Annotated in this window: 21 protein-coding genes; 12 read left to right on the forward strand and 9 right to left on the reverse strand. The window is 65.9% G+C overall.

Annotation, left to right across the window (positions count from 1 at the left end; translation table 11 throughout):
• Positions 1-140: 140 nt before the first annotated feature.
• Together ACMUOY_RS07655 and ACMUOY_RS07660 are read right to left on the reverse strand one after the other, a co-directional pair.
• Positions 141-1,526 carry an MATE family efflux transporter gene (locus ACMUOY_RS07655; RefSeq protein ID WP_413892110.1) on the reverse strand — a complete coding sequence of 462 codons (1,386 nt, stop codon included), beginning with the start codon at positions 1,524-1,526 and terminating at the stop codon, positions 141-143.
• A complete protein-coding gene (locus ACMUOY_RS07660; protein WP_413892111.1) occupies positions 1,523-1,972 on the reverse strand; it encodes a MarR family winged helix-turn-helix transcriptional regulator in 450 nt (149 codons plus the stop codon). The genes ACMUOY_RS07655 and ACMUOY_RS07660 overlap by 4 nt, the downstream gene beginning before the upstream one ends.
• A 136-nt stretch (positions 1,973-2,108) precedes the next feature.
• On the opposite strand from ACMUOY_RS07660, the gene ACMUOY_RS07665 reads away from it, so the two are divergent.
• Entirely contained in the window at positions 2,109-2,876 is a 768-nt protein-coding gene (locus tag ACMUOY_RS07665) for a hypothetical protein (protein ID WP_413892112.1), read from the forward strand.
• A gap of 175 nt (positions 2,877-3,051) precedes the next feature.
• Entirely contained in the window at positions 3,052-3,513 is a 462-nt protein-coding gene (locus ACMUOY_RS07670) for a TlpA family protein disulfide reductase (RefSeq protein ID WP_413892113.1), read from the forward strand.
• Between the two features lie 36 nt (positions 3,514-3,549).
• Here the strand turns inward: ACMUOY_RS07670 and ACMUOY_RS07675 are convergent, their stop codons facing one another.
• Both ACMUOY_RS07675 and ACMUOY_RS07680 read right to left on the reverse strand, forming a co-directional pair.
• Positions 3,550-4,275 (reverse strand): sulfite exporter TauE/SafE family protein, encoded by a 726-nt coding sequence (locus ACMUOY_RS07675; RefSeq protein WP_413892114.1) that lies wholly within the window; start codon positions 4,273-4,275, stop codon positions 3,550-3,552.
• Positions 4,276-4,308: 33 nt separating this feature from the next.
• Positions 4,309-4,752 carry an FKBP-type peptidyl-prolyl cis-trans isomerase gene (locus ACMUOY_RS07680; protein WP_413892115.1) on the reverse strand — a complete coding sequence of 148 codons (444 nt, stop codon included), beginning with the start codon at positions 4,750-4,752 and terminating at the stop codon, positions 4,309-4,311.
• A gap of 164 nt (positions 4,753-4,916) precedes the next feature.
• Between ACMUOY_RS07680 and ACMUOY_RS07685 the strand changes: the two genes are divergently transcribed.
• The 5 genes from ACMUOY_RS07685 to ACMUOY_RS07705 all read left to right on the forward strand — a co-directional run bounded on the left by ACMUOY_RS07685 (position 4,917) and on the right by ACMUOY_RS07705 (position 8,083).
• On the forward strand, positions 4,917-5,780 hold the full coding sequence (locus ACMUOY_RS07685) for a bile acid:sodium symporter family protein (RefSeq protein ID WP_413892116.1): 864 nt from the start codon (positions 4,917-4,919) through the stop codon (positions 5,778-5,780).
• 153 nt (positions 5,781-5,933) lie between these two features.
• Positions 5,934-6,671, forward strand: coding sequence for a DUF2092 domain-containing protein (locus ACMUOY_RS07690; protein WP_413892117.1), 738 nt, complete (start codon positions 5,934-5,936; stop codon positions 6,669-6,671).
• A gap of 14 nt (positions 6,672-6,685) precedes the next feature.
• Positions 6,686-7,189: a hypothetical protein gene (locus ACMUOY_RS07695; protein WP_413892118.1), complete on the forward strand. Its 504-nt coding sequence runs from the start codon at positions 6,686-6,688 to the stop codon at positions 7,187-7,189.
• A 111-nt stretch (positions 7,190-7,300) separates the two neighbouring features.
• On the forward strand, positions 7,301-7,642 hold the full coding sequence (locus tag ACMUOY_RS07700) for a hypothetical protein (protein ID WP_413892119.1): 342 nt from the start codon (positions 7,301-7,303) through the stop codon (positions 7,640-7,642).
• A gap of 36 nt (positions 7,643-7,678) precedes the next feature.
• Positions 7,679-8,083, forward strand: coding sequence for a hypothetical protein (locus tag ACMUOY_RS07705; RefSeq protein WP_413892120.1), 405 nt, complete (start codon positions 7,679-7,681; stop codon positions 8,081-8,083).
• A gap of 104 nt (positions 8,084-8,187) precedes the next feature.
• On the opposite strand, the gene ACMUOY_RS07710 is transcribed toward ACMUOY_RS07705, so the two are convergent.
• The 3 genes from ACMUOY_RS07710 to ACMUOY_RS07720 form a co-directional block, all read right to left on the reverse strand.
• Positions 8,188-8,589, reverse strand: coding sequence for a phage holin family protein (locus ACMUOY_RS07710; protein WP_413892121.1), 402 nt, complete (start codon positions 8,587-8,589; stop codon positions 8,188-8,190).
• Positions 8,590-8,679: 90 nt separating this feature from the next.
• Positions 8,680-9,102, reverse strand: coding sequence for a cyclic nucleotide-binding/CBS domain-containing protein (locus ACMUOY_RS07715; protein WP_413892122.1), 423 nt, complete (start codon positions 9,100-9,102; stop codon positions 8,680-8,682).
• Between the two features lie 111 nt (positions 9,103-9,213).
• Positions 9,214-9,726, reverse strand: coding sequence for an anti-sigma factor domain-containing protein (locus ACMUOY_RS07720; RefSeq protein WP_413892123.1), 513 nt, complete (start codon positions 9,724-9,726; stop codon positions 9,214-9,216).
• A gap of 164 nt (positions 9,727-9,890) precedes the next feature.
• On the opposite strand from ACMUOY_RS07720, the gene ACMUOY_RS07725 reads away from it, so the two are divergent.
• The 4 genes from ACMUOY_RS07725 to ACMUOY_RS07740 all read left to right on the forward strand — a co-directional run bounded on the left by ACMUOY_RS07725 (position 9,891) and on the right by ACMUOY_RS07740 (position 13,727).
• Positions 9,891-10,193 (forward strand): putative signal transducing protein, encoded by a 303-nt coding sequence (locus tag ACMUOY_RS07725; RefSeq protein WP_413892124.1) that lies wholly within the window; start codon positions 9,891-9,893, stop codon positions 10,191-10,193.
• A gap of 81 nt (positions 10,194-10,274) precedes the next feature.
• Positions 10,275-10,862: a DsbC family protein gene (locus ACMUOY_RS07730; protein WP_413892125.1), complete on the forward strand. Its 588-nt coding sequence runs from the start codon at positions 10,275-10,277 to the stop codon at positions 10,860-10,862.
• Positions 10,863-10,883: 21 nt separating this feature from the next.
• Positions 10,884-12,482: an AAA family ATPase gene (locus ACMUOY_RS07735; RefSeq protein ID WP_413892126.1), complete on the forward strand. Its 1,599-nt coding sequence runs from the start codon at positions 10,884-10,886 to the stop codon at positions 12,480-12,482.
• Between the two features lie 144 nt (positions 12,483-12,626).
• Entirely contained in the window at positions 12,627-13,727 is a 1,101-nt protein-coding gene (locus ACMUOY_RS07740) for an SMP-30/gluconolactonase/LRE family protein (protein ID WP_413892127.1), read from the forward strand.
• Between the two features lie 36 nt (positions 13,728-13,763).
• On the opposite strand, the gene ACMUOY_RS07745 is transcribed toward ACMUOY_RS07740, so the two are convergent.
• Positions 13,764-16,016: a dehydrogenase gene (locus ACMUOY_RS07745; protein ID WP_413892128.1), complete on the reverse strand. Its 2,253-nt coding sequence runs from the start codon at positions 16,014-16,016 to the stop codon at positions 13,764-13,766.
• 132 nt (positions 16,017-16,148) lie between these two features.
• A complete protein-coding gene (locus tag ACMUOY_RS07750; protein ID WP_413892129.1) occupies positions 16,149-17,447 on the reverse strand; it encodes an iron-containing alcohol dehydrogenase in 1,299 nt (432 codons plus the stop codon).
• A 346-nt stretch (positions 17,448-17,793) separates the two neighbouring features.
• Here ACMUOY_RS07750 and ACMUOY_RS07755 point away from each other — a divergent pair, with 346 nt between their 5' ends.
• Positions 17,794-17,967: a hypothetical protein gene (locus ACMUOY_RS07755; RefSeq protein WP_413892130.1), complete on the forward strand. Its 174-nt coding sequence runs from the start codon at positions 17,794-17,796 to the stop codon at positions 17,965-17,967.
• Positions 17,968-17,987: the final 20 nt, after the last annotated feature.

Raw genomic sequence — 17,987 nt, forward strand, 5'->3', positions numbered from 1 at the left:
GATGGGATTCAGACTGCAGGCGAACCGCGGCGGCTGGCTGACGCAGGGACTCCTGAAGCCATAGCAAGCTATGACCCATTGACGCTGGGAAGATGCCATTTTTCGCTGAATATCGGCCGCCCGGTCCGCCCCCGGGTCGCCTAGCGCTGCGCCCATCGCCCGAGCCCGATGGCACCGCCGATCATGGCCGCGTAGACCGCGAATCCGGCGGCAATGACGACGAAGAAGCTGGTGGCGGGTGCGTGGAAGTAGCGCACGGCAACCCAGCCTCCGCCAGCCACTACCACCACCCGTGCCACGCTCCCGGCCAGCGGCCAGAGCATGCGGCCAGCGCCCTGCGAGGCAAAGAACAGCGCCAGGCCCAGACCGAACAGACCGTAACTGGCGCCGACGATGTGCAGGTAGTCGGTGCCGAAGGCCAGCACGGCGGGGTCCGCGCTGAAGTGGTTCATCCACAGGGCAGGACGGATCGCCGCAACCGTCCCGATGCCGCCGGTGATCAGCGCGACCACGCCGGACCCCGTCCATGCGGCGCGCAAGGCGCGCTCGCGCTGGCCGGCGCCCATGTTGGTGGCGACCAGGGTGGTCAGCGCCGTGCCGAAGCCGAAGGCAATCGGCACCATGATGTATTCCAGCCGCGCGGCCACGCCGTAGCCCGCCAGCGCGGCCGTGCCGTAGCTTCCGATCAGCGCGGTGGCGGCGGCAATCGCGCCGTTGCTGAGCACCGGGCTCAGCGAGGCCGGTACACCGACGCGCAGGATGGTGCGAAGCAGCTCCGGGCGCAGCCCCCAGCCCGACGCCCGGAGCCGGATGGGCCCCTTGCCCCGCACCAGATGCGCAGCCAGCACGATGCCGGCGATCACGCTGGTGGCCAATGTGCTGAAGGCCGCGCCCCGCACGCCCATCGCCGGAACCGGTCCCCAGCCAAACACCAGCAGTGGGCACAGCAGCAGGTGGATCGCAGCCGTCACCGTGAGCATCATGGCGGGCAGCAGCATGTTGCCGGTGCCGCGGACGATGGCCGACAGCAGGGTCGGCACCCAGATGGTCAGCGCGCCGCCGAACAGCACATCGGAATAGGCCAGCGCCGTGTCCAGCGCCGGGCCCCGCCCGCCCATGGCCGCGAAGATCGATCGACCGAAACCCAGCATGATGGCCATGAAAACCGAGGCGAGGACGACCGCGATCAGCAGGGCCTGCGGGACCAGACCATGGGCCTCTTCGCGGCGCCCGCCGCCCAGCGCGCGCGCCACGGCGGAGGCCACGGCGCCGCCCATGCCGCCGTTGGACATCTGCAGCATCAGCATCGACAGCGGGAACACCAGCGCCACGCCCGCCAGCGCGTCAGCCCCCAGACGCCCCAGGATGTAGCCGTCGTAGCCGATGACCACGGTGGTGGCGAAAAGGCCGATCACGTTGGGTGTGGCCAGGCGCAGCAGCGTCGGCAGCAGAGGCGCGTGCAGCAGGTCCCGCGTCCGGCCTGCCGCCGCGGCGTCGCCCGAACCCGAGGGGGCTCCGTCACTCATGGCGAAAGCGACGGTGCGCTGAGCAGGTCCGTGCAGTCGTCGAGCAGCGCGTGCAGGGCGGCGACGCGTTCCACGCCGAGCGTGGCGTTGACGCTTTTCTGGGCCGCTTTCCAGTGTCCCATTGCTTGGGTGTGCTTGTCGCGGCCGGATGCCGTGAGGCTGATCAGCCGGCTGCGCGCATCGGCGCCCGCTGCCTGCACCAGCCAGCCCGCGGCCAGCAGGGGCTGCAGGTTGCGCGTCAGCGTGGAGGCGTCCAGGCCCATCCGCCGGGCCAGTTCGCCGGGCGCGACCGGACCCTGATGCAGCACGTGACTCAGCAGCGAATACTGCGTCGTCTTGAGGCCGGCCTTGGCCAGCTCCTGGTCATAGTGCCGGGACAGCAGACGCGCCAGCTGGCGCGTCTTGAAGTTGGTGCAGCCCTTGGGTGTCGCAATGGTGGCGTTCATCCAATGATTGTAGCTGCAAGAATTGCAGGTGCAAGGAAACAGGTGTCGGGCGCCAGGGACGCACCGGACGCGGATGCGCCAATACAATGGTGACGGCCCCCGTCCCCGACCTTGTCCGATATTGACGCCAGCTTGCATGTTCCGCCTCACCGACTATCCCCTGCTGACTTTCCTGATCGCCTTGGTCGTGCTCGGCCTTTCAGCCTGGTTCGGTGCGGGCACGCTGCGGCGGCGCCGGCCGATCGACGGGAATGCACTCGAAGACTTCCGGGTGGTACAGGGCGCGGTTCTGACCTTGCTGGCACTGATCATCGGCTTCACCTTTTCGATGGCCATCGGACGTTACGACCAGCGCAAGAACCTGGAGGAGGCCGAAGCCAATGCGATTGGCACCGAATATGTGCGTGCCGACCTTCTGCCCGCGGCCGATGGGGCCAAGGTCCGGGCGCTGTTGCGCCGTTATACCGACGAGCGCATCCTGTTCTATACGACGCGCGACTTCCAGGAAGAACAGAAAGTCAATGCCCGCACGGCGCAGTTGCAGAACGAGCTGTGGGCGGCGATCCTGGCGCCCGTTATGGCGAACCCGACGACCGTGATGGCGCTGGTGGTCAACGGCATGAACGACGTCCTGAATTCGCAGGGCTACACGCAGGCCGCCTGGTGGAACCGCATTCCGCCTGCGGCCTGGATGCTGATGATGCTGATTTCGGTGGGTAGTTGCGTGGCGGTGGGCTATGGCGCCAGGGACCTCGCGCGCGAGCGGCTCATGCTGCTGGCCGTGCCGGCCATCGTGGCGACGTCGTTCTTCTTCATCGCCGATATCGACAGCCCTCGCGCCGGCGTGATACGGGTCATTCCTCAGAACCTGCACAGCCTGGCCCAGTCGCTGGCGCCTAAGTGATTCGATAAAGAGAGCGGTTTGCGACCATCCGATGCCGGGAAGAACAACAAACAACGGAATAGGCAGGCCGTCATCGGCCGAAATAGCCGTTCGCGGAGCGTTCAGGCCGCTCGCCTCGAAAAGAGCCTTTTTTCTGTCGGGCTTGTGCCTGTTGGGCGTGGCGGCCACGACGCCCATGGCCCTCGCGAAGACGCCGGGCGAGGTGGCGGTTGGCGCCGTGTTGCCGGATGCCACGATGACCGGACTGACGGTGCCCTACCGCAAGCTTTCCGACTTCCGGGGCAAACCGCTGATCATCAACGTCTGGGCCAGCTGGTGTGGCCCCTGCCGGGCCGAAATGGGATCGCTGGAGCGACTGTCGCGGCTCAAGGGTGCGAGCCAGTTCACGTTGATCGGCATTTCCACCGACGACCATCCGGAAGCGGCCCTGGTCTTTGTGCAGCGGACCGGCACGTCGTTCGGGCACTTCATCGACCAGCGGCTGGTGCTGGAAAACATGCTTGGCGCCGACCGCCTGCCCCTGACCGTGCTGGTCGATGCGCAGGGCCGCGTGGTCGACAAGATCGTGGGCGCCCGCGAGTGGGACAGCCCTGAATCGCTGAAGCTGATCGGCAAGGCCTTTCGCATCCGGCTGTGACGGCACCCACGCCTGGGCCGGCGGGGCAGCTGCCCCTCAGGCGCGGATGGCGGCCCCCAGCATCGTCAGGCCCGAGACCAGCAGCAACCCATCCATCATGAGCTTGAAGCGATCGCCATCGAGCCGGATCACCAGGCGTTTCGCGATGAAGGCGCCGCCCACCAGGGAGGAGCCGATGATCAGACCCTTCGTGATGATCTCCAGCGGCAGTGCACCGAGAGTGCGGAAGGTCAGGGCCTTGGCCAGGTAGACCGCCAGCGAGCCCATGGCCTCCGTGCCCAGGTAGGCACCCTTGACCAGGCCATAGGCCAGGAAGAAGGGCGCGTTGATCGGCCCGGTGCTCACCACGATGCCGGTGATGTAGCCGATGACCGCGCCCACGCCCGCCATGTGCCAGAGAGTGAGCGTCCAGTGCTGGCGCGCCATCCAGCGGCGCACCGGGATCATGCCGATGAAGAAAATCCCCAGCGCCATCTCCACCATGCCTGGCGACAGGGTCAACAGGGTTCTGGCGCCCAGCGCGGCCGCCGGGATGCCGGTGGTGCTGTAGGCCGCCGTGACGCGCCAGTCCACCTCGCGCCACCAGGCGGCCACGCGCGACGCATTGGCCATGATGGACGCAATCGCCATGATGGGCACCGCCTCGCGTGGGCCGAACACCAGCACCAAGGCGGGCATGAGCATGATCGACGTGCCAAAGCCCACGATGCCGCCGACCGTGCCGGCGATCAGGCCCAGGATCAGGACGAGGGCGAAGTCCATGCCGGGCGTGCCGCCGTGCCGAATCCGGCCGGCTTACTTGCCCTTGATGCCCAGCAGTTCGACTTCAAACACCAGCGTCGCGTTCGGTGGCACCGCGCTGCCGGCGCCGCGCTCACCATAGGCGATCGATGGCGGGCAGGTCAGCTTGGCCTTGCCTCCGACCTTCATTTTCTGCACGCCTTCGGTCCAGCACTTGATGACGCCGGTCAGGGGGAATTCGATGGCCTCATTGCGCTTGTAGGAGCTGTCGAACTCGCGACCATCGGGGAAGGTGCCGCGGTAGTGCACCTTGACCGTATCGGCGGCCGTGGGGCTGGGGCCGGTGCCATCCTTGAGCGAGCGATAGACCAGTCCGCTGGAGGTGACCACGGCGCCGGGCTCCTTGGCAGCCTCGGCCACAGCGGTGTTCTGGGCCCAGATGGGGGATACGGCGGCCAGGGCGGCGGCCAGGGTGGCGATGCGCAAGGTGGTATTCATGGGGTGGATCCTCGGATTGGAAAAACAGGCAGGATTGTCGCCGCTTGGGCCCGTCTTTGGGTTTTCCCGGAATCACACATCGCAGCACGCGGTGCGCCGGCCCGCACAGTGCCTGCTACGCTACCGCTCCTGTGTAACAGCCGTCCAACTTCAAGCAAACCCGCATGAGCCCTCCAATTCCACTCCAATGGGTCGGATTCATCGCCCTTCCGACGCTATTCACGGTCATGTTCGCCATCGGCCTGATGCTGGGGCCGGCGCAGGTGGCAGCGGCCATGACGCGGCGGACCATCCTGCTGGCGGTGCTGTTTGCGGCGGTGGTCCCGCTGCCGGTGGTGACCATTGTGGCGGTGGAACTGTTCCAACTGCGCGGACCCGTTGCAGTCGGCTTGTTGCTCATGGCCATCTCGCCCGGCGCGCCATTTGCTTTGCGCAAGGCCATCGACGCGGGCGCACACCGCGACTTTGCGCCTGCGCTGCACATTGCCATCGTCGCGCTGGCCGTGGTGACGGTGCCCCTTTCCGTGGCCATCCTCGATGCGCTGTTTTCGGCGAACTTTCAGGTGACGTACGGGCAGATTGGGCGACAGGTGTTTGTCGTGCAGCTCCTGCCGCTGCTGGCGGGAGCGCTCGTGCGCTATCTGAAGCCGGGCCTTGCCGCGTGGCTCGAGCCGCGCGCGGCCCGCCTGGGCAACGGCCTTGTTGCGGTGTTCTCGGCGGTGACGCTGATTGACATCGTGCCCATCATTGCCGGCATCGGTTGGGTTCCGACGGCCGCGGGCGCCGGCATGGCGGTGCTGGCGCTGATCACCGGTGCGCTCGTTGCGGGCCGTGACCCCGAGATTCGCCCGGCGGCCGCCATCGCGGTGGCCATGCGAAACCCGGGGCTCGCGCTGACGATGGCCGAGGCCAATCATGCGCCGCCGGTGGTGAGCGCGGTCATCATGGGGTACACAGCGGGGGTTGCTCTGGTGGTGTCGGCGCTTCTTTGGCACAAGCGCCGGCAGACCCGCGCACTGGGGTTATGAACGAAGCCGGATTTTTCGTGCACAGGTTCCCGCGCGGTTTGCGCAGCTGTCCTTGATCTGCCGCAGCCCGACGCTGGATCGGCCTTGTGCGAGCGGCAAGGGCTGCGTACAGTCAGGTGCAGAGAAGCCTTATCCGTGACCTGGAGTGAACCTATGACCATGAAAACCAAACTGCTGTGCCTGGCCGTGCTGCCTGCCAGCCTTGCAGCCTGGGCTGCCGATGAGCCGGCGATCAACCCCCGCGTTGTGGCGGCGCTGGAACAGATGGGAGAGCACCTGCGCAGCCTGCCGAAGTTCCAGGTTGATGCGCAGTTGACGCTGGACGTGGTGAACGAGTCCGGCCAGAAGATCAAGACCCTGGGTACCAGCCAGATGACGGCGCTCGGGCGAACTGGCTTGCGCGTGAAGCTCTCGACGGATCGTCAGACGCGGGTGTTCTTCTACAACGGAAGGAAATTCACCCAATACTCCCCGCGCCTGAAGTTCTATACCACGGTCGATGCGCCGGACAATGTCCAGGACATGCTTCATGCGGTGGAGAAGCACTACGGACTGCAGGTTCCGATGGAGGACCTGTTCCAGTTCGGCAAGGATTCGGCGCAGATCAAGGCGCTGACGGCTGCCAGCTATGTCGGTCCGTCCACCGTCAACGGCAAGGTCTGCGATCAGCTGGCGTTGCGTCGGCCCGGCGTCGACTGGCAGGTCTGGGTCACGCGTTCCGGGAAACCCCTGCCTTGCCAGATCGTCGTGACGCGGACTGACAAGCCCGCGCAACCCGAATACTCCGCCGTCTTCCGGTGGAACCTGAATCCGAAGGTGACGCCGGCAGCCTTCACCTTCCAGCCGGGCAAGGGCGATGCCGAGATTGCGTTCAAGAAAATCGCCGAATAAGGGAGCCGCCCATCATGTCCAAATCGATCCTGAATCCCGCACTGGTGGCCCTTATCGGTGCATCCCTGCTTTCGTTCGGTTTTCCGCTTGACAGCGCAGCCGCCCCGCGCGGCGGCGGTGCGGCGGCCGGCGGCAATCGTGGTGCGAACGCGAACCAGAACGTCAATGCCAGCGCGAACCGCAACGTCAACGCCAACACAAATGTCAATGCCAATCGCAATGTCAACGTCAACCAGAACACCAACGTCAACCGCAACGTCAACGTGAATGTCGACAACAACTACAACAACAACTACAACAACCGATACGACCATCCGGTGGCCGCGGCAGTGGCCGTGACAACCGCGGTGGCCGTCACCGCGGCGGCTGTTGGCAGCGTCGTGTATGCGAACCAGATGCCGACGAACTGCGTGCAGGTCAGCCGCTACAACACGATCTACATGCAATGCGGGTCGACCTGGTACCAGCCACAGTACCAGGGCAGCAACGTGACCTATGTCGTGGTCAACCAGCCCTGACCGGCAAATGGCGGCGAGCGCGCTGCGCGGCAGCGTTTTTCTGCGATGATTTCAAACTGACATCGGGATTGCCGACGACGCCATCCCCCCCTACACACAACGGAGAGAACCATGAGTGACACGCCCAGCTATGAAACCAACCGGTGGACCAAGCACTTCGAGGAAAACGACCTGGAGATCGCCCGCCTTGCGGTGATGATGGATATTCCCATTCTGGACCCCGGCGTCATCGATCGGATTCTGGGCAACGACGCCAGTGTCTGCGGCAAGCAGAAGCCCCGAGCTTTCGCAGAGTTGCGTGCCATGATGATGATGCATGCCGCGGATCAGTTGAAGGCCACGAATTCGCTGGGCGCCCTCGAGACCCAGGACATGGTGCGCGGAATTGTCGATCGGCTGCGCGAGCGCATCGGAGACCGGTTGGGCAACCGCCAGGAACCGCCATCCGCCTGATCGTCCGCCGATTTTTCCTGAACTTTCCGAAGCACCATGAAAACCTTCATTCACGCCTTCAAACTCCTGCTCGCTTTTTCGCTGCTTGCATTGGCCGCCGGTTGCGCGTCGTCCAGCAAGGGCACCCAGGACCTGGCCATCGCCGCCGGATTCAAGGTCATCACGCCGGTCAACCCTGAACAGAAGGCGCTGTTGCAAACCCTCCCGGAGGGCAAGATCACCCAGATCACGCACGACGGCAAGCTCTATTACGTCCTGCCAGATGCGCCCAACAACCAGGCCTACGTGGGCGGCCCCAACGAGTACCAGGTCTACCAGCAGATGCGCGTGGCCAAGCAGATCAGCGACAACAACCTGGCGGCCGCCCAGATGAACCAGATGAACGCCATGAACTGGGGCATGTGGGGCGGCTGGGGTGGCGTCGGCGGCTTCCGCTATTGATGGGTTGGCTGCGCGCCCGGGGCAGCCCGGGGCCCGGCCGTTTCTGCGCCGACCTGGAAGGATGTCCGGCTTGCGGAGCTGAGGCGGGGCTCTGACAGGCGGACTTAGAGCCAGACACCGCTGCGCGGCAGCTGGATTGACTGCGAAGGGTCGCCGCCGGTGGCCAGCGCGCCGAACACCAGGCTGAGCAGCGAGATGAAGATGCTCGCAAAGAAGGCGGTCCAGAAGCCTGACACCCGGAATCCCTTCACCAGCGCCGAAACCAGCAGGATCATGAGCGCATTGATCACAAGCAGGAACAGGCCAAAGGTGAGCATCGTCAGCGGCAGGGTCAGCACGATCAGCAGCGGCTTGACCACCGCATTGGCAAAGCCCAGCAGGAGTGCCGAAACGATCAACGCCGATGTGCTTTCGAACCGGACCCCCTTGAAGATGTGACTGGCCACCCAGAGAGAAAGGGCGGTGATGGCCCAGTGCAGCAGGAAGGGCGTCAGGTTGTTCAGCATGGGTTCGGCCCTTGGGCTTGCGAGAGGTTCCGCGCACACGATGGTGCCGGCAGCGCGGAAGTGCCCGGGCAATGGCTGAGAAAGGCCGGCTCAGCGGTGGTGTTCACGCCGACGCTGTTCCGAAACGAAATCCTCAAGCTCGGGATCCATCGCGTTGCGTGACGAAACGATGCCGATGGGGCGACCGCTCTCCACGACCGGCACATGCCGGAAGCCGTGTTCCTGCATCAGCAGCAGCGCGTGACCGTAGGACCGGCTGGGTTCCAGCGTGAGCGGCGACGGCGTCATCACGGTGTCCAGATGGGTTGTGGCTGGATCGAGATCCTTGGCAATCACCCTGAACACGACGTCGCGTTCGGTGAAGATGCCGACCAGGCTTTCATTTGCGACCACCAGCACAGCACCGGCGTTGCGCGTGGCCATCAGGCGCGCAGCATCGCTGACGGTGGTCTGTGGTGGCGCGGTCAGAAAACGGTCCCGCTCCATGATGCTCTTGATGGGTCGATCGAACATGAGAACCTCCGTCGGGCGATGCTAGTCACCTCGATTTCCGGCGTGTTGCGCCAGATCAAATCACCGGCGTCGCGTCGGCAGGGTAAGTCCGGGGATGGCCGGCCGCAGGGGCTACAGAGCCTTCTGCACCAGGGCTCCACTGAAGAGGTACGGAAGTCGGGGGCCACGGTCTGTGGCGGCCCCACCCTTGTCCTCGACGCTGATCGCAAGCTGCGACACGGTGGCCAGTGCGGCATCACTCGCTGGCAGCTGATGCGTCTTGCCTGCGCTGTTAAGCACGCCCAGGGAGCGGGGCGGTGCACCTGGCACCAGGGCCCACAGCTGCAACGTGTCCTCCCGGCCCTCCTTGACCGTGTTCAGTCGCTGGAGCTGCATCGTCCGTTCCTGGGGGTCGAAGGTGGCGAGCATCGCCGGCGCCTGAGCGGTGTCGAGCAGGACAGCGATGTATTTGATCCGCGGCGTGGCCTTGAGCTGGGCCTGCAGGTGCGCCACCTGTGCCTTGAACTGCTCATACATGCTGGCGCCGGCAGCAAGGCCGAATGCGATGACCAGAATGCAGGCGATGGTGGCCGCACGCCAGCGCCCGGCGTGACAGGGGGAAGAAGATGCGGGAATGTCGGACATGGCCAGAACGTGGTTTTCCAGGGTATTCGCAGAGGGCGTGGTGGACAGACCGGCCGGGTGTCGTCTTCCCGGGCGTTTCCGCCACCTGCAGGCCAAGTGTAGTGTGGGATGCGCCGGTGCACCGGCGCTGTGCAGGGCTGTCCTTACCGCGTATGCTTGTCGCCATGCTGCGCCTGACCCGTGCTCCCAACCTCGCTCTGGCCCGGCTTTGGGCCGATGCGCTGGGTGTCGAGGGGATCGGTGCGAGCGTGCAACGCGAGTTCCTCGCCGGCGTGGCCGGGCAATTGCCCCCGGATCAATGCCTGCCCGAAATCTGGATCGACCATCCCGAGCAGGAGGCGCGGGCCCGCCAGTTGCTGCACGACCTTCAGCATGTTCCGCAGCAGCGTTGGCGGTGCGCCTGCGGCGAGCAGGTGGAAGGCGGCTTCGAGCAGTGCTGGCAATGCGGATGCTGGATGCCACGGTGAGCCGGCCTGGCCGGCAGGCATGAAAGCTTGCGACAATCGGGGCTTTCGATCTACCCCCTTTTCGGGCCTGAAAGGTTGTTCATGACGTCTCGCTCCCTGTTCTGTTCGCTTGTGCTGCTTTTTTCCATGCTGATGTCAGGCTGCTCGCAGCAGGAAGGCCCCAAGTCCGCACCTGCGCCGGCGGCCAAGCGGGAACTCTCCCTGGAGACGGTGGCCGCTCAGGGCAAAGGCTTCACTGTTGGCGCCATGATGAGCTCCAACACGGTCTACGTCTTCTTCGATGCCCAGTGCCCGCATTGCGGGCACTTGTGGGAGGCCTCGCTGCCGCTGCAGAAAAAGCTCAAGTTCGTCTGGATCCCGGTGGGCTGGATCAATGCCAGCAGCACGGCGCAGGGGGCGGCGCTGCTGACGGCGGCGAATCCGGGCGCGCTGATGAGCGAACACGAAGCCTCCCTGCTGGCGAAAAAGGGCGGCATTTCCGCGTCCAGCAGCATCCCCGCCGAGATCGAGCAGACCATCAAGAGCAACACGCAGTTGCTCAACAGCTTCGGCGCGGAGGCGGTGCCCTTCATCGTGGCGCGCAATGCGAAGACCGGCCAGACGGTGAGCCGTGACGGCGCGATGTCCACGCCGGCGCTGGCCGAATTCCTCGGCGTTGAGGCGCCGTAAGCCGGCAAACGGGGGCGTTGCATGACAGCGCCTGCACACCCCGCTCAAGCCGCCGCCACGGCGCATGAACAGCGGGTGGCGGGCCTGGTCCGGTGGTTGGCCGCAGCCGACCCGCGCGAGCCCCTGGCGGTGGTTCGCACCCACATCTCCACGGTGATCCTGGCGGGCCCGCTGGCGTACAAGCTCAAGCGGCCGGTGCGCCTGACGTTCCTGGACTTCTCTTCGCTGTCGCAGCGGCGCTTCTTCCTTGAAGAGGAACTGCGCATCAACCGGCGCACCGCGCCGCAGCTGTACCTGGATGTGCGGCCGGTCACCGGCACGGTGGATCAACCCGTGATCGGTGGCGACGGCGAGCCCGCCGACTGGGTGCTGCGCATGCGCCGGTTTGAGGCCGATGGCGAATTTGCCTCGATGGCGCGCGCCGGCTTGCTGCAAGCGCGGGACGTGGAGGCGCTGGCCGGGCACCTGGCCGCCTTTCACCGCTCGTTGGCGCCGGTGACCGCGGAGGCGCCGGGCGGCCTGCCGCCCAAGGACGCGCGCCAGTGGGCGCTGGAGAGCCTGGACGAAATCGCCGCACATCCCTTGCGGCCGAGGGGTTGCTCCCTGGACGAACTGGCAGCCGTGCGGCGCGCGATCGACGAGACCTTCACGCAGGCCCAGGCGCTTGTCGATCAGCGCCGTGCGCAGGGCTTTGTGCGCGAGTGCCATGGCGATCTGCATCTGGGCAATCTGGTGCGCTGGCAGGGCGAGGTGTTTGCCTTCGATGCGATCGAGTTCGACGCGCGGCTGCGCTGCATCGACGTTGTCAGCGACGTCGCCTTCACCTTCATGGACCTGCACGCGGTCGGCCTGCGCCCGCTGGCCTGGCGCTTCATCAACGCCTGGGTCGGACACACCGGCGACTATGGCGGCTTGGTGCTGCTGCACCGCTACGCGGCCTACCGGGCCCTGGTGCGGGCCAAGGTGGTGCTGCTCAGCGGGGGCGACGCAGCAGCCTTCATGGCCTTCTGGCGCCTGGCGTCAGAACTGGTGCGCGGGCCGCAGCGGCCGCGGCTGGTGATCACGGTGGGGCTCAGCGGATCCGGCAAGTCCACGGTGGCGTGCGCGCTGGCCGACGCAATGGGCGCCATCTGGCTGCGCTCGGATGTGGAGCGCAAACGCCTGCACGGCCTGCAGCCCCACGAACGCCCCCAGGCGGGGTCAGGCCTGTACGGGGTGGACGCCACGCAGCGCACCTATGCGCGCCTGGGCGAACTGACGCAGACCCTGCTGGGCGCGGGCCTCTCCGTGGTGGTCGATGCCGCCTTCCTGCGCCGCGACGAGCGCGAGGCCATGCGCGCCCTGGCGGCACGCCTGGAGGTGGGCTTTTCGATCGTGGTGTGCACCGCCGAGACCGCGCAGCTGCAGGCGCGCATCCTGCAGCGGCTGCAGGCCGGCAAGGACGCCTCGGACGCCACCCTGGAGGTGCTGGCGCTGCAACAGCGGGTGCAGGAGCCCCTGACGCCGGATGAACAAGGTCACGCTGTGGAGGTGGCCAACGACGGGCCGCTGGAGGCACTGGCAGACCCGGTGCGGCGGCTGGTCGCCGCCTGGAGCCTCCAAGAAAGCTCGCCGGCCTGAATTTCAGACAAAAGCAGCCACATCCCAGCGCCAAATGGTCAGTAGTTGCTCCTGAAAAAGGAGTCTCTGACACCTGGGCGACAGCGTTGAGAAGCGCCCTGCAGCGCCCGGCGCGTATGCTTTTGCTCCCATTGGAGGTGCCTCATGAAAAAAGTTGCGTTGGGCTTGGGCATGTTGTTGCTGGCCCTGATGGCCTATCTGGCGCTCTGGCCGGTGCCGATCCAGCCGGTCAGCTGGAAGGCGCCGGCGGCGTCCGGCTACGTCGGGCCGCACGCGGCGAACCAGAAGCTGGCCGGCCTGAAGATGATCGACCTCGGCGGCGAGGAGGGCCCGGAGCACGTCGTGCTGGCGCGCGACGGCAAGCTCTACACCACGGTGCTCAGCGGCAACATCCTGCGCATGAACCCCGACGGCAGTGGGCGGGAGGTGTTTGCCAACACCGGCGGGCGGGTGCTGGGCTTCGATTTCGACGCGGCCGGCAACCTGATCGCCGCGGATGCGGTCAAGGGGCTGTTGTCGATCGGCCCGGACCGCAAGATCACCGTGCTGACCGACCAGGTGGGCGGCGACCCGATCCGCTACGCCGACGCCGTGGTGGTGGCCCGCAACGGCAAGATCTACCTGAGCGACGCCTCGACGCGCTTCGCACCCGCACGCTGGGGCGGCACCTTCGAGGCCAGCGTGCTGGACATCATCGAGCAGTCGTCCACCGGCCGCATCCTCGAATACGACCCGGCCACCCGCGGCACCCGGGTGGTGGCCAAGGGCCTGAGCTTTGCCAACGGCGTGGCCTTGAGCCAGGACGAGAAAGACCTGTTCGTGGCCGAGACCGGCAAGTACCGCGTCTGGAAAATCCCCGCCGAGGCGCGCGAGCTTGACATCGCCCAGGGCGGCGCGCAGGCGCGCCTGCTGCTGGACAACCTGCCCGGCTATCCCGACAACCTGATGCGCGGTATGGACGGGAAGATCTGGATGGGGCTGACCAAGCCGAGAAGCCCGGTGGTCGACGGCATGGCCGAAAAACCTTTCCTGCGCGAGATGACCCTGCGCCTGCCGCGCGCGTTGTGGCCTGTGCCCAAGGCCTACGGCCATGTGATGGCTTTCACCGAGGACGGCAAGATCGTCGCCGACCTGCAGGACCCCAGTGGCGCCTACCCCGAGACCACGGCCGTCACCGAAACCGCCGACCGCCTGTACGTGCAGAGCCTGCACGCCAAGGGCCTGGGCTGGCTGGACAAAAAATAGGCCGCTCGCGGCGGCCTTGGACTCACAGGCAGGCGATCAGGCCGGCTTCTTGGCCGCCGCCTTGCGGGCCGGCGCCTTCACGGCGGCCTTCTTGGCTGGTGCGGCTTTACGGGCGGCCGCCTTCTTCGGTGCTGACTTGGCCGGCGCGGCGGGTTTCGCCTCAGCGACGGCCTTCTTGGCGGGCGCCTTGCGGGCCGTCGCCGGTTTGGCGGCGGCCTTGGGCTTGGCCGCCTTGGCGGCGGGGGCATCGCTGCCGCCCTTCCAGCTCAGGCGGGCTTTCTTGGCCAGCGTGACCACCTTGGCGATGGCTTCGTCGGTGAAGACGCCGTTGACGCCGGAGATGGCCGCCAGCTTCATTCCGTGCTTGATGCCGAGCTTGTAGATTTCCTTGACCTTTTCCCACTCGGTGTCGCGGCCGACGGTGAAGACCTCGAAGCGGCCTTCGAGCGCCAGCACGATGGTCTCGGCCAGGCAGGCGTAGATCACGTTGGGCGGCAGGCCGATGCTCTTGAGTCCCTTGACCTTGGTCGGCAGCTCGATCTCGCCCGACTCGATGACCAGCACGTCCGGGCGCTTGGCCACGTCGGAGGCGGGCAGGTCCAGGGGCCGCGCCACGTCGGTGATGACGCAGCCCGGCTTCACCCGCATGATGTCCAGGATCTCTTTGCCCGCACCGGAGGTGGAGGTGACGATCATGTCCATGTCGCCGAGCAGTTCGTTGTAGTCGGTGGTGGCCGTGACCTTGGCGTCCGGCGTTTCTTCCAGGATCGAGTCGCGCAGCGCTTCCAGCTTGGACATCGTGCGCCCGGCGATGTAGACCTCGTCAAAGGCCATGGCCAGCAAGCGCGCACTGACCGAGCCGATCGAGCCCGAGGCGCCGATCACCATGGTCTTGGCGGCCACCTTCTTGGTGACGGGGTCGATCTTGACCAGCCCCATGCGGCGCATGGCGTCGGCGGCGGCCCACAGCGCGCCGGAGGCCGAATAGCTGTTGCCCGTCGTGATGGGGATGCTGGCACGCTTGGCCACGGTCACGCCGGCATCGCCCACCACCTTGGTGAACGCGCCCAGGCCCATGATCTGCGCGCCCATCTTCTCCGCGATCTTCGCGGCGTGCAGCAGGCGGCGGTAGGTGAACTCGGGGCTGCGCGAGAGCATTTCCTTGGGCGTGCCGCCCACGGAGATCAGCCAGCCCTCGGCCTCGGCCCCGGTGGGCGAGATGATGTTTTCCATCTTGCAGTACACCATCGGCGGCATGTGGGCGGCCAGTGTCTCGACCTTGTCCATCACGAACTTGGGCGTGGACTTCGGGATCGGGAAGGCGTTGCGGATGTAGTTCTGGCTCAGGGGGTGGATGACGAAAGCGAAACGACGGATGTTGCGGAAGTGGCCCGTGGGGTGCAGCAGGCGCGGCTTGATGTCGAGTTCGTCAAGAATCTCGACAAAATCATCGTCCGAGACTTCTTCCTGGGGTTTCTCCAGCGCGGCCAGGATCATCGCTTCAATGGTGTTGACGCCGACGACCTTGTCAAACAGTTTGGGCGACACGTCGACCACCAGATTGACCTTGCACTTGGTGAAGAAGGCCAGGCGCTCCTCATCGACCGCCGAGGTGATCAGTGTCTTGCCTTCGAGGTTCTTCGCGTTGCCGACCGCCTTGAGCTCGGCAAAGGTGCCGACGATGACGTGGGACTTGGCCACCACGCTGGCGATGCGGCTGCCCTTGAATCCGGACAGGGCCGACTCCAGCATTTCTCCGGGTTTGCCCGAGAGCATCCATTCGCTGCCCTTGGCATAGAGCTCCAGTTGCTCCAGCGAAGTCAGCATGGTCGGCGCGCCGGTCTGGAACAGCGCGTCGGCGAAGCTCAGGTTCTTGGTGTAGTCCGACAGGGCTACCGCCATGTCGTAGTTGCGCATGCCCGACAGGAACAGCACCAGGTTGTTGTTGAAGTAGTGGCCCAGCTCCTTCTGCACGTAGCGCACGGCGCGCACCTGCAGCAGCCGGCGCAGGGTGGCGCCCGTGGTGACCGGCACCCGCGTCACCACATGCAGCAGGCGCTGGGTTTCCTTGTTCACCACCGTGCGCAGGCCCACCTGGTAGTGGTCGCCGATCTCGCCCAGGCCGATGGCGTCGGCCGTGGCCTGCTGTCGGCGCATCAGCTCCCAGGCCTTGCCCGTGTCGTCATCGGCGCCCATGCGCTTGACCGAGAAGGACTGGCCGAGAAACTCGGTCTTGAACTCGAAATCCTGCTTGGAAGAACCCAGCGTGACCGTCACCACTTTTTTCATTGCATTGCTCCTCTTGTTGTTCCTTGAATCCATGCCGACCGGCGGTTCTGCATCGGTCGGGGTGCCGGTGGATACTGCCAGAAACCGGACTGACCTGCATGGGCGGGCCGCCGCCGGCGACCCGGCATCGCCTCAGGCGGCGGCCTTGCGCTTGCGCGGAGTCGGCTTGGTCGAGGCAGCCTTCGCCGGGGCTGACTGCGGTGGCAGTGCCTGTCGGATGATGCCCTCGCAGACCTCCTGGGTCATGTAGCGCGGCACCGGGTAGCCGGTGTGGGCCTCGTGACAGGCGGCCTTGGCCAGCTCGGGGACGTCGGCTTCCTTCAGCGCCTGCAAACAGGTGGGAATGCCGAGGTCTCGGTTCAGTTGTTCCACAGCCTCCAGGAACTTCTCGGCCAGTTCGTCTTCCGGCTCTTCAGCGCGGCCCACCCGGGCCCGCACCGCCAGCTCGGCCAGTTTGGATGTGATCGCCGGGCGGGAATACCGCAGCACGTAGGGCAGCATGATCGCGTTGGCCAGGCCGTGCGGCGTGTGGTACAGGCCGCCGAACTGGTGCGCGATGGCGTGCACGTAGCCCACGTTGGCGCGGGTGAAGGCAAAGCCGGCATAGGTGGAGGCCAGCGCCATCTTTTCGCGGGCCGCCAGGTTCTTGCCGTCGTTGTACGCGGTGCGCAGGTTCTCGAAGATCAGGCCCACTGCCGACAGCGCCATGCCGTCGGAGTAGGGCGTCTTCCAGTTGCCGACGAAGGCCTCGATCGCATGGGTGAGCGCATCGATGCCGGTGGCGGCGGTGATGGCGGGTGGCAGACCGGTCATGAGCGCGGGGTCGAGCGCGGCCATCTTGGGCACCATGCGCGGATCGACGATGACCAGTTTGCGATGCGTCTCGGGGTCGGAAATCACGGCCGCCACGGTCACTTCAGAGCCGGTGCCCGCGGTCGTTGGTACGGCGTAGATCTTCACCGGTGAGCGCAGGCCCTTGAGGTAGCCGGCGAGCTGGCGCAGCGACTTGCCGGGGTTGGCCACGGAGACGGCGATGGCCTTGGACGCATCCATCGAAGAGCCACCGCCGAAGGCCACGATCGCGTCGCAGTCATGCTCCTTGTAGAAGTCGATGGCTTTCTCGATCAGGGGAATGGGCGCGTCGGGCGTGATCTCGTCGAAGACGACGAACCGGGCGCCGCCTTCGGTGAGCGCGTCGGTCAGTCCCTTCAGCAGGCCCAGCTTCGAAATGATGCTGTCGGTGACGATCAGGATCTTGCTGTGGCCAAAACCGGCGATGGCCTGACCCAGGCGAGCACTGGAGCCGGGGCCGACCAGCAGGGTCGGCTGCGGAATGGGGATGAAGCGCGTCACCAGGCCGGCGCCTTTCATCAACGCGCTCAGGCCAGTGGCACGTACCGAATCACTCATCAGGTCGGAAATCAAGGACAAGGAAGTCTCCAGAGCAAAAGGCAAAAGCCGCCAGCATAGTGGGTTCGCGTCCTGGATGGTTGGGGGAGCACCTTAAACAAGGGCAAACCCTGATTCATGGAAGCCGTTGGTGGTCGTGGATTGAGCGCATGCGTGACAATGCCAATCCCTTGCGGACGGCGCATCGGCTTCTGGCAGGGCGCGGCGGGGTGAGCATTCCCCGGCAACAGGTTCAAGGTCTCGACAGGAGTTGTTCGATGGGCAGGAAATCGTCTTCAGAATCGGCGCCGGGCGCAAACCATGGCCTGGGGTCCGCGGCATGAAACTGTCGAGGCTCTTTCAGCCACGCAATCCAAGGTTCTGGTTGATGGTCGTTCTCAACCTGCTGTCCACGGCGCTGGCCTGGGTTGCGCGTTCCTACGATCTGGTTCCGCTGGCGGCGCTGATGGTCGCCGGCTTTGCCGTGGCCAATGCCGTGCTGGGCATTCGACTGGCTCTGGCGCTCATGCGCGAGGAGCCGCCCGGCGAGGCGCGCCCCTGAAAACTGCACAGGCCCCGTGT

It is taken from the genome of Candidatus Skiveiella danica, from assembly GCF_022705245.1.
In the GTDB taxonomy this organism is placed as follows: domain Bacteria; phylum Pseudomonadota; class Gammaproteobacteria; order Burkholderiales; family Burkholderiaceae_C; genus Skiveiella; species Skiveiella danica.